This is a genomic window from Pseudoleptotrichia sp. (genome assembly GCF_057270515.1).
The window spans coordinates 21,995-34,127 of the sequence record NZ_DBHIXS010000004.1 but is presented as its reverse complement, the minus strand read 5'-3'; the positions used below and the strand labels follow the sequence as shown (position 1 = coordinate 34,127).

The following is a 12,133-nucleotide window of genomic DNA, read 5'->3' as shown; positions in this document are numbered from 1 at the left end:
TCTCTTTCAAATCTTCCAATCATTTTTTGAATTAGCCTTTTTCTATGTCCAAATATATTATATTCTCAAAGTGAGTTGCTTTCTACTTCAAAGTTGCAATTCCTTTTTCTATGCTCAAATATACTATATTCTTAAAGATTTCAAATAATTTATCATTTCTTCCGCTGTCTTTTTACTTAGCAGTTCACTTTCAAAATCAGGTTTTTTCATATATCCGTTTAACTCAAGAACAGCTTGCAAATGTTCATCTTTATTTCGCGAAGCAAGACATATTACTATTTTTACTTCACTGCCCAGAAAATCAATTCCTTTCTTCAATGTTATCAAAGAAAATCCCGTTTTTTTCACATTTTTTAAAAGCTGACCATGAGGCAGAATAGTCTTTTCTCCGATTAGAATATATTTTCCGTATTGCTTAATCTGATTTTTCAGTTCTTCTGTATAATCCTCCTTTACTAAACCTGCACTTATCATTGTCTGACCTGTAAATTCTATAAGCTCATTCAGATTATTCACATTTATGTTCAATCTGATACTTTCTTTAGAAAGCAGATTTTCAAAACTTTTTTCTCTGTTTACAGCCTGTTCCGTATCATCATAAATATTTTCTCCGAAACTTGTCATCAGTTGTTCTTTCAATTTTTCCTCATCAGAAATGCTCTTTATAAATTTCAATAATTCCGAAAGTCTTATTTTTGTTTTCTTTTCCGAAAGTCCATAATTTTTCAGTTTCAAGACATCCTTTTCACTCATAATAGGATTGACAGTTATCACGTCTATGCCGTCCAGACTAAAATCCAATGTGGATATTATAATATCAGCCTTTTTGAGATAATCATAGTTTTCCAGCTGATTGAAAGGTATAATATCGATTATATTTACCTGAAATCGGTTATTGATATTTTCATACAGAAATCTTGAGCTGCTATAACCCAGACCACAGACGATGAGTATATCAGGCTCTTTCTTCGATACAGCCAACGGACTATATCTCATTACCGCCCTTTGTACCATAACCGTGATAAAAGCTGCTTCGTCTTCATCAAAAGGTATATTTATAAAATCGGAAATTGTTTTCAAACTTGATTTTGTCTTGATAAACAGTTCCATATAGAGTTCTTTAACTTCCTTTAGGATACTCTCCGTCAGCCTGAATTTATTTTTCATTCTGTAAATTGCAGGTTTTATATGATTAAGAAGTTCTTTTCTCAAAATCATATCTTCGGTAAGATTTATTTTCAATTCCTGACTTAACAATCTTATAAACTGGTCTATCAGACTCTCAATCAGAACCCAGTTCAGAAAATAGGAATAATCCCAGTTATATGAATAAGACCCCAGAAAAAAATCAACATAATAATAAATATCTCTTTCTTCCATATTTTCGACAGTTTTCAATATTTCTTCTATTTTATTAAATTCCAGTGTTCCTGAAAGAAAAATCTTATTTTCCGTATCTTCTTCTATTTTATAATTTTTCTCATTTCTAATCTGAGAAATAACGAGAAACAGCTGCAATGTTTCAAATGCTTCATCACTGACAGTCTTTTCAGTCTTTTCCAATATTCTGTTGATTACAGATTTGAAAAATTCCATTTTCTTTTCTGAAAGAAAACGCTCTACAATTTTTCTGTAATAATCATATTGTATATTTTTATTTTTTATATTTTTCAGATACCGTCTCAATATATTGATTATATATTTTCTTATATTTATCTCACTTCCGATGATTTTATAACCTCTGTTGTTATTCATCTCAATCATAAGACCGTATTCATCAATAATTTTGTTCAGCTCTTTCAGTGAATATCTTATTGTCGTTTTGCTCAAATTATATTTTTCCGTAAAATATTGCAAAATAAACTCATTTTTAACAAGAAATATTTCATAAGCCAGTATATCCACTCTTTCATTTTCAGAAAGAAAATACTCCTTAATATCAATATTTCGAATAATTTCTTTTATTTCTCTTTCGGTATACAGGATTTTTAATTTATTGTTACTGATTTCAATGATATTCCTGTCATTTTTTTTATAAAAAAATGTATTCAGCTCATCAATATCATATCGAATACTTCTTTCAGTAATACCGTATAAATCCGAAATATCCTTTATTGCAATTCCGTCATTTGAATTCATTATCAGATTAATAATCTCAAAATATCTCTTCTTTATCATCTTTTCTCCCTATACTAATAATATATATCGATTTTCATTTTTTTCAAGATTTTTTATTTTTCAAATTTTATTGAAATAATTTTTCTTATATTTTTTCTTAATTTCATCCGAAAATTTCTGTTAACAATTTCCATTTCCTGTTGTATAATTAATTAAAACAATATTTCGGAGGTGTAAAATGATATATTTGGATAATGCCGCGACTACTTATTATAAGCCTGAAGAGGTTATAAGTGCCGTATGTGATGCTATGAGAACTATGGGAAACAGCGGAAGAGGAGTAAACGGGATTTCTCTGAACACATCAAGAAAAATCTATGAAACAAGGGAAAAACTATGTAATTTTTTCAATGGAGAAACTCCTAAACAAATTGTATTCACCGCAAATGCAACCGACTCATTAAACATTGCGATAAACGGTCTATTGACGGAAAACGACCATGTAATCACAACACTGGCTGAACATAATTCCGTATTGAGACCCCTCTACCTCCTCGAAGAAAAAGGAATGAAAATTACTTTTTTAAAGCCTGATGAAATAGAAAAACCGAATATTTCAGATATGAAAAAATATATTCTCCCCAATACAAAAGCATTTATATGTACGCACGGCTCAAATCTCACGGGAAACATATCCGATATTGAAAAAATAGGCGAATTCTGTAAAAATAATAATCTTATTTTTATAGTTGACGCCTCCCAGACTGCCGGTGCAATCCCTGTAGACATCAGAAAAAATAATATTGATATTCTCTGTTTTACAGGACATAAAGGATTAATGGGTCCCCAAGGTACAGGAGGACTCTATGTAAGAAAAGGGATTAATCTCAGGCAGATAAAGGTCGGCGGCAGCGGCATTCACACTTATGACAGAAAACACCCCGATTTTATGCCCGAAAGACTTGAAGCCGGAACGCTGAACGGACACGGAATAGCAGGTCTTAACTCGGCAATAGATTTTATAAATAAGACAGGCATTGGGAATATCCATAAAAAAGAAACAGATTTAATGTGGAAATTTTATGATAATATAAAAAATATTAAAAATATAAAAATATACGGAACTTTTTTTAACAGTAAGAATGAGAGAATTGACAGGTTACCTATCGTTTCGATTAATATAGGGGATATTGACTCTGCGGAAATATGTGATATACTTAATATAGAACACAACATTATCACAAGAGCAGGAGGACACTGTGCTCCCCTTATGCACAAAGCTTTAGGAACCCAAGAACAGGGAGCCGTGAGGTTCAGTTTCTCATATTTTAACAGTGAAAAAGATATAGAAAATGCCGTAAATGCAATTAAAAAAATTTCCGCCATATATGTCTAAATATATCCCAATATATGCTTTCCGATATATGTGCGTGAAATAATATCATTTATTATATATCCAATATTTTCCAATACATATAAAAGCAAATAAATATTATGATAACTACATGATGAAAATACTACAAAAATAATACAATAATGAAAAAGCAATAAGTTATATCCAATAATATAAGACGAATATATAAGATGACAGTACTAAGATAAGATATTATATATTATATTTTTAAATTTGTGAATTTTATATCAATATATTAAATATAAAAAATCAACATAAAAATAAATATACAAGGAGTGGTAATCATGGAGTTTATTAATTCAAAAAAAGGGTTGTTCCTACTGGGTATTTTAGGAGGATTGGCAATTGTATGGCTGGCATTATCGGGAAATCCGAAAAATATGGCGATATGTGCAGCATGTTTTATTAGAGATATGGCTGGAGCTATGAAGTTTCATACTGCTGCGGTAGTTCAGTATTTCAGACCTGAAATAGTCGGTATCGTATTCGGTTCTTTTCTGCTTTCCCTTTTCACAAAGGAGTTTAAAGTTACGGGCGGTTCTTCCCCTGTAATCAGATTTTTTTCAGGAATAGCGATAATGATAGGTGCTTTAGTATTTCTTGGCTGTCCTATAAGAATGATGTTACGTTTCGCTGCCGGAGATATAAGTGCATATATCGGATTTATAGGCTTTTTTGCAGGAATACTGACAGGTATACTTTTCCTGAAAAAAGGTTATAAACTTGAAAAAAAAGTTGAAATCAAGCAGGAAAACGGCTATATATTCCCCGTTGCTCTGATTATTTTATTAGTATTAAGTGCTGTTACTACAGGATTATTTGCAGTAAGCCAGAAAGGACCGGGAAGTATGCATGCTCCTCTGATTGTTTCTCTTATAGGCGGACTGATTGTAGGAATGGTAGCCCAAAAATCAAGAATGTGTTTTACGGGAAGTATCAGAAACATTATACTTCTGAAAAACTTTGAACTGATAACTCCTATTTTCGCTATGTTCATAACAGTTCTGATTTACAATGTTTTCACAGGAAACTTTAAATTTGCAGCATATGGACCGATTGCTCATCCTTATGCTATATGGAACATATTAGGACTGTACGTTGTAGGACTGGCAGGGATATTAATGGGCGGATGTCCTTTAAGACAGCTTATACTTGCAGGTCAGGGTTCTTCAGATTCAGTAATTACAGTTATAGGAATGTTTGTAGGAGCAGGAATTGCTCATAATTTCAAACTTGCAGCGGCAGCAACTGCAAAAGCTACAGCAACAGCTCCGGCAGTTGCAGGAGGTCCTGACATAAACGGTAAAATAGCCGTAATCTTATGCATCATATTCTTATTAGGAGTAGGAATTGCAGGATGTAAAAACAATAAAAAGGAAACTGAATAATGAAAATGAAAGAAAAAAAGTTAAAATTAATTATAACTTTTGAAAGTATGTCCGACGCAATAAATCTTGAAAAAATTCTTAAGAAAAAAAATATTGAAGGGCGTCTAATTCCCGTTCCGAGAGAAATTTCATCAGGTTGCGGGACAGTCTGGTGTTCAGATATAGAACTGAAAGAACAGATTATGGAAATTATCAGTCATGAAAAAGCTGATATTAACAAAATCTATGAAATTTATAAATAAAATTACTAAATTATAGATTTTATATATTTTACTATTTATATAAGACCAATAAAAATAACGTATTTTGATTTTTAAAAATATACAATATTTTTATTAGTAAAATTAGTTATTAAGGCTTTGTTTGTAACAGATAACAGTCTATTACATTACAAAGCCTTAACAGTTAAAAGATTGATTCAAAGACTTGACTTAAGACATAGATCCTCAGCTAATCCAACGTTTTAATATCATTCCCTGCTTAGCTTTGAGGTCTATTTTCATTTTTCCTATGGAACTGGTTTTTATAATATTTCCTTTTATTAAATCCATATATTTTTCATTGGGATAGTCAGTCTGAATTTCTATATTTTCGCAGTCATTAAAAGAATTATTGATAGCCGTGATTATAGAACGCCCCTCATTAGCCCTTTCATATATGATAACTTCATTTTCATTATCAGCAACAAGCTCTTTAAATTTACCGTATACGAGAACTCTGTTTTCCCGTCTGATTTTTATCAGCTTTTTATACCATTGATATAAATCATTATCCAATTTTTGAGTGTATTCTTCACCTTGATTGATATACGACGGATTTTTTTCATTATCATACATAAATTCTTCCCAAAGCATAGGTTTTCTGCAATAAGGGTCAGTGGCTCCCCACATTCCTACTTCATCTCCGTAAAACAGCATAGGTGCCCCTATATATGTCATCTGAAATATGGATATGAGTTTCAATATATCCTTAGGTTTGATTTCCATATCCCTCCAGTTCAAAGTAGTATTCGGATGATAATTTGAAGCGAGATCGGGTCTTATTCCGTTATATCCTTTTTCCAGCTGTTTCCCTTCTTCGAGATTTCTCCCAAGCCCGTCATTTACTATCCTTGAATAAAGCCTGTCAGTATCATGGGAACCGTTTAAGTTTTGCGACGCCTGTAACGCCTGAAAAGGATACCACGTTCTTTTTTCCCTTAATTCATTGAAAAAGTCGGTCGCCTTGAGCTTATATTTTTCTCCGCCTTCTTTACTCTGATTTACAAAAAATCCTATAACCGTTTTTAGCCATTCATAATTCATTACTGCGTCAAATTTATTCCCTCCGTTTATATCTCCGGAAGCATTTCCCCACAGTTCGGCGGTAATATAGGAATCAGGTTTAGCCGCCTTTACGACTTCTCTCCATTCCAGCCAGAAATTCTGATTTTCAAGACAGTTCGGAACATCCAGCCTCCAGCCGTCTATCCCGTCATCTTCCTGCCAGTTTTCTTTCGTTTCTCCGTCAGGCCCGTACATCCATTTTCTTGTTATGTTAAATATATAATCCTTGTACTCCTGATTAAATGTGTTAAACTCAGGAAGAGAATGAAATCCCGCCCACGCGTTGTATCTTATTCTGCTTTTATTTCCTATCATAGTTTCATAAGCCTGTTCATCATTCATATCATCAGTAATGGGTACATACTGGCTGAAATCATTGAATTTATACCAGTCTTTATATTGGGAATTTTCACCCTCCGCGAGTACCATATTGAATGTCCAGTGTCTATCACTGCTATGATTGAATACCCCGTCAAATATTACTCTTATTCCATTTTTATGAAATTCTTTTATCAAATCGACCATTATCAAATCTGATTCGGTCCATACCCATGTTTCAGGGTCGGCAGTCTCTCCGTATCCGTTTCTTCCTTTATTTTCACCTTTGAGATTTACCTCGAGTAATTTCAGCTCACTGTTGTTCACGGCATCTTTTCCTAAAACATCAATATAGGACTTATTCCCGTATTTATTATTTTTGCTTATATCAATATTATATTTATTTCCGCTTGTTCTGATTGTTCCCAAATCAGGCGAAATATGCCTGAAATCATTGGCTCCGTATTTATGGTTCTGATATGAGAAAAATACGGGATTTAGCCATACAGCATTAATTCCCAACTCTTTCATATAAGGGATTTTTCTTTTTATTCCCTCCAAGTCTCCGCCATACATTCTTGCATATTTCAAGCTGTAGTTTATTCCCTGTTCTCCTAACTTTTCCCAAGTAACCTGTTTACTGAAATCCGATGTCCACCTGTTTCTGTCAAATTTCCCGAGCAGATTATTATTTTTATTCCATTTATATTTTTCTACAAATTCATTTTCATGGAGTTCGTTGATTTTATAGGCTTCAGGACCAAACTCATTGTAAATAGGGTCATTATAATGATTTCCATTATAAAATCTGTCAGGAAAAATATTGTACCATACTGCTTCTTTTGACCATTCGGGGATACTGAATATTTCTATGTCATCCTGCGATGTCATTACAGTCATTCTTTTAGGCTTTTTATAACTCAGTTCTCCATTAAAATAGGCTTTTACTCCTCCGTCCTCAAGGACAAAGAAATAAGATATCTTATCCACTTTTCTTCCAAAGTCGATTATTCTCTTAAAATAGTCAAATCCGTTTGTACTGTCTTTAAATCTTTCAAGCTCGTATATCATCTCATAATTATCTTCTTCATGCAGAACAATGCTTATATAAGCCCTTTCCACATCATCTGACTGAGTTCTCAGAGTAAATTCATAATCTCTGTCGGACATCTTGTTGAAATATTTAAGACTTTTATGATTGTGGACAATAGCTTTTAAATCCGTATTTTTATCAATCGCTTCATATACAAATTTTCCCGTTCCCAAATCTCCTTTATGGAATAATGCCCCATTTTCACCGATTATCAGTTTCTTATTTTCATTTTCAGGGTACCATTTATTGTCAATCAGATATTTGTACTCATATACCCCTTCAGGAATTGCAAGAACTATTTCATATATCGTTCCCGAAAGATGATGAACAGGTTCTTCTTCAGCATTCCAGTTATTGAAATTTCCTGATATTTGTACTGTTTCAGGTCTTTCCAATCCAAAATCTGCTATATCCAGTTTCATTCTGAAAAATTTTTTTTTGGATAATATAAATAATTTTTTGTCTGGAATATAAGTTACGAGAATGTCAATACCTTTCTGAAAACCCGTAATGGATTTAGGCGGAGTATTTTTTTCGACTACCGCTTCAAAATCCGTAGCAAAAGGAGCAGTATGACTATAAGTAATACTGCTCACATCTCCATTTTCATCTTTCAGCTCAAAAAAGTAGCTTCCCGCTTCTATACCGCTCCATTTGTATATATAATTTCCATTATTGATTTTTTTCAGACTTTCTTCCTTATAAAATTTGTTGTCTTTATATATTAATATTTTACAACTCATCTCTTTCTCCCCATTTGTTTTTGACAGATAATATTTCTGTCAAAGATTATTCTTTCTAAAAATAATATCCCTGTATATTTTATTTCTTACTTCAATTCAAAGAATACTTTATAAGCTCTGTAAGTTTCATACAAATCAGCTTTAGAGGAAATCTCGAACAATGAGTGCATAGACAATAGTGCAGGCCCTGCATCTACTGTTTTTATACCGTAGTGAGCTAAATATTTGGCAACCGTTCCTCCTCCACCTTCGTCAACTTTACCGAAGCCTCCTGACTGATATTTTATTTTATTTTTATCAAAAATTTGTCTTATTTCCTGTAAATATTCGGCATCGGCGTCATTTGCAGAAACTTTTCCTCTACTTCCCGTATATTTTGCAAAAGCAAGCCCGTAGGACAGTCTGGCAACATTTTCCTCATCATGCACCGATTTAAATATAGGGTTCATTGCGGCTGTTACATCGGATGATAATGCTTTTGAATTCCATAGTGTTTCTCTCAATATCTGGTCGTTATAATTTTTTTCAGTCATTGAAAGCATTTTCCCTATTATCAGTTCGGGCAATGTAGCTTTCAGGCTTGTAGAACCTTCGCTTCCTATTTCTTCTTTGTCAGTCAGATAAACCATTACAGTCTTTTCAGGATTTTTTACTTCATAAATAGCTCTTAATGAAGTATACGCACATATTCTGTCATCCTGACCGTATCCTCCTATCATACTTCTGTCAAGTCCTACATCTCTTAATTTCCCAGCGGGAACTATTTCCAGTTCCGCCGCAAAAAAGTCATCATATTCTATTCCGTAATCTTTTTTCAGTTTATTCAGTACGAGCTGTTTAGTTTGCTCTTTCGCGTTTTTATCATTTACAGGCATATTTCCGAATAACAGTTTCAGCTCTTCTCCCTGTATGACTTCCCTTGACTTTCTTTCATCCTGTACTTTATAAGCCAGATGTGGCAATATATCAGGAATGCTGAATACAGGGTCATCTTCGTCTTCCCCTATGGAAAGAGTTACTTTTTTATTATTTTTCAGGTATACCACACCGTGCAATGCCAAAGGAGTGGCTGCCCACTGGTATTTTTTTATTCCGCCGTAATAATGAGTATTCAAAAGGGCAAATTCTTCTATTTCCTTTATAGGATTAGGTTTCAAATCGAGCCTTGGCGAATCCACATGAGAAACAATCATATTTATCCCGCTTTTTATATCTTTTCCTATTATTACCGCTACGATATTTTTATCTCTGTTGTTATAATATACCTTGTCACCTTTTTTCAATGTCTTTTTTTTATTTATATCGGTAAATCCGTTTTTTATAAGCTCCTTTTCAGTTACAGTTACAAATTCCCTTTCAGTTTTAGCCGAATTTAGATAATTTTTGTATTCTTCGGCAAATTTAAAAATCTGTTTTTTCTCTTTTTCATTATAGCTTTTCCACAAATTTTCTCTGGTCATAGTACATCTCACCTTTCTCTATTATTTTATAATTTTTATTACCTTGCCAATAAAAATTATGTAAAAAGTAATATCTATTCATTTGAAAAATATTATTTTTTATTATATCTTTGATACGATTTCCTATTTTTGAAATAATTCTTTAATATTTTAATCTTCCGATACAAATATATAAGGCTCTTTATTTTTCTCAATCTGTCTCATACTTATATCAAAATTTACCATTGTATCAAAAATCCCTGTATACAGTTCCAAATCCCTTAAAATATTTTCATCAAACCATATTTTTATTTTATTATAGTGGTCTCGCCTTTCTTTTATGAATTCCCTTTCCTTTTCCCAGTTTTTATCTTTTATTATCTGTTCCAGTTTTCTGAAATCATCTTTACCTTTTTTCATTATTTCCTCAGACAGTCTGTCCGTCCCGGTTATTCTGATTTCCCATAATTCTCCTATTACTTTTTCAATGTCACTTTTATCAGGATTTTCTTTCTTTATTTCCTTATGCAGCTGATTTATCAGATTTCTCACTTTAGAAAAATCTTCCTGAGTAACTATACTCATATTGTACTCGGAAAAGAAAATCGCAAAATCCCTGTACACAGCTGCACAATTTTCAATTTTTTCATTAAATATTTTTTTATCATCTTCACTGTTTCCGACTTTTTCCCATAAAACCTGAATTTCTTTCATATCTCCGTTCATTTTCTCAATTAATGCTTTTTCCATTTGAAATCCTTTCAGTCCAGAAATATTTAAAAAACAAAAGAACTATTCTGAACTTAATTACAGTACCGATTTTATATCAATTCGGGCATTTTACAGTTTACAGTTAAAATAGTCTTTTGTTATTTATCCGTTTACTTCATATTATTTAACTTTTCTTCGAGTTTTTTGCCTTCTTCCTCATATCCCGGTTTTCCCAGCAAAGCAAACATATTTTTTTTGTAGGCTTCCACTCCCGGCTGGTCAAAAGGATTTACACCTAATAAATATCCGCTCACTCCGCACGCCTTTTCAAAAAAGTAAAAAGCATATCCCAAATGATATGGCGTAACTTCGGGTATATCTACCGTCAGATTAGGTACTCCTCCGTCTATATGAGCCAGAATTACTCCCTCTGTAGCCTTTTTATTTACATAATCCAGCGATTTTCCTGCTATAAAATTAAGTCCGTCAAGATTATCCCTGTCGCTCTCAATTATATATTCACATTCAGGTTTTCCTATTGAAACCACTGTTTCAAACATAGTTCTTTTTCCTTCCTGAATATATTGACCAAGAGAATGCAAATCAGCCGAAAAATCCACCGATGACGGATAAAGTCCTTTTCCGTCTTTTCCTTCCGACTCTCCGAACAGCTGTTTCCACCATTCGGAAAAATAATGCAATCTTGGCTCATAATTTACAAGGATTTCCATATCCTTACCTTTTCTATGTAAGATATTTCTTATGGCTGCATACTGTAAAGTCTGATTTTCTTCAAAAGAATTTCCTGAATAGTCATTCATCGCATCCCTTGCTCCTGCCATAAGTTCGTCTATATTTATGCCTGCCGCAGCTATGGGAAGCAGCCCTACTGCTGTCAGCACTGAAAATCTTCCTCCTACATTGTCAGGTACTGTAAATGTTTCATACCCCTCCGTATCTGACAATGTTTTCAATGCTCCTTTTACTTTATCAGTAGTAGCGTAAATTCTTTTTCCCGCTTCCTCTTTTCCATATTTATCTTCCAACATTTTTTTAAATACTCTGAATGCTATCGCAGGTTCTGTAGTAGTTCCCGATTTGGAAATTACATTTACTGAAAAATCCCTGTTTCCTACAAGCTCTATGAGATGTTTCAAATAAGTGCTGCTCATATTTGTTCCTGCAAAATATATTTCAGGAGTTTTTCTTTTTTCCTTGGGCAGATTATTGTAAAAACTGTGAGATAAAAATTCTATGGCAGCTTTTGCTCCTAAATAAGAGCCCCCTATTCCAATTACTATTAAAATTTCCGAATCATTTTTTATTTTTTCCGCCGCTTTTTTTATTCTTTCAAATTCTTCCCTGTCGTACTCCTGAGGTAGTGAAATCCAACCTAAAAAGTCATTTCCCGCTCCCGTTTTCTTTGTCAGAACTTCATTTGCCAGTTCTGCATAAGGTTTAATCTGAACCAGCTCATCTTCGTTAAAAAAGTTTTTTGCAAACTGATAGCTAAAATTTAATTTTTCATTATTTTTCATATTATCATAACTCCATTCATATAAATATCTTTATTTTTAAAATTTT

At 32.8% G+C, this 12,133-nt stretch carries 8 protein-coding genes; 3 read left to right on the top strand and 5 right to left on the bottom strand.

Annotation, left to right across the window (positions count from 1 at the left end):
- Nucleotides 1-123: 123 nt before the first annotated feature.
- A complete protein-coding gene (locus tag ACO5J6_RS04300) occupies nt 124-2,178 on the bottom strand; it encodes a BglG family transcription antiterminator (protein ID WP_485642282.1) in 2,055 nt (684 codons plus the stop codon).
- A gap of 178 nt (nt 2,179-2,356) precedes the next feature.
- On the opposite strand from ACO5J6_RS04300, the gene ACO5J6_RS04295 reads away from it, so the two are divergent.
- From ACO5J6_RS04295 to ACO5J6_RS04285, 3 genes are all read left to right on the top strand, one after another.
- Nucleotides 2,357-3,514, top strand: a complete 1,158-nt coding sequence (locus ACO5J6_RS04295) for an aminotransferase class V-fold PLP-dependent enzyme (protein ID WP_485642281.1) — start codon at nt 2,357-2,359, stop codon at nt 3,512-3,514.
- A 302-nt stretch (nt 3,515-3,816) separates the two neighbouring features.
- Nucleotides 3,817-4,920, top strand: a complete 1,104-nt coding sequence (gene yedE / locus ACO5J6_RS04290) for a YedE family putative selenium transporter (RefSeq protein ID WP_485642280.1) — start codon at nt 3,817-3,819, stop codon at nt 4,918-4,920.
- Nucleotides 4,920-5,162, top strand: a complete 243-nt coding sequence (locus ACO5J6_RS04285) for a putative Se/S carrier protein (RefSeq protein ID WP_485642279.1) — start codon at nt 4,920-4,922, stop codon at nt 5,160-5,162. The genes yedE and ACO5J6_RS04285 overlap by 1 nt, the downstream gene beginning before the upstream one ends.
- A gap of 204 nt (nt 5,163-5,366) precedes the next feature.
- Here ACO5J6_RS04285 and ACO5J6_RS04280 read toward each other — a convergent pair whose 3' ends face one another.
- The 4 genes from ACO5J6_RS04280 to ACO5J6_RS04265 all read right to left on the bottom strand — a co-directional run bounded on the left by ACO5J6_RS04280 (nt 5,367) and on the right by ACO5J6_RS04265 (nt 12,087).
- Entirely contained in the window at nt 5,367-8,399 is a 3,033-nt protein-coding gene (locus tag ACO5J6_RS04280) for an alpha-amylase family glycosyl hydrolase (RefSeq protein ID WP_485642278.1), read from the bottom strand.
- 86 nt (nt 8,400-8,485) lie between these two features.
- The gene (locus tag ACO5J6_RS04275) at nt 8,486-9,859 is read right to left on the bottom strand and encodes an aminopeptidase (protein WP_485642277.1); all 1,374 of its coding nucleotides are present in this window, start codon (nt 9,857-9,859) and stop codon (nt 8,486-8,488) included.
- Between the two features lie 150 nt (nt 9,860-10,009).
- Nucleotides 10,010-10,588, bottom strand: coding sequence for a hypothetical protein (locus ACO5J6_RS04270; RefSeq protein ID WP_485642276.1), 579 nt, complete (start codon nt 10,586-10,588; stop codon nt 10,010-10,012).
- 131 nt (nt 10,589-10,719) lie between these two features.
- Nucleotides 10,720-12,087, bottom strand: coding sequence for a glucose-6-phosphate isomerase (locus ACO5J6_RS04265; protein ID WP_485642275.1), 1,368 nt, complete (start codon nt 12,085-12,087; stop codon nt 10,720-10,722).
- Nucleotides 12,088-12,133 lie beyond the last annotated feature (46 nt).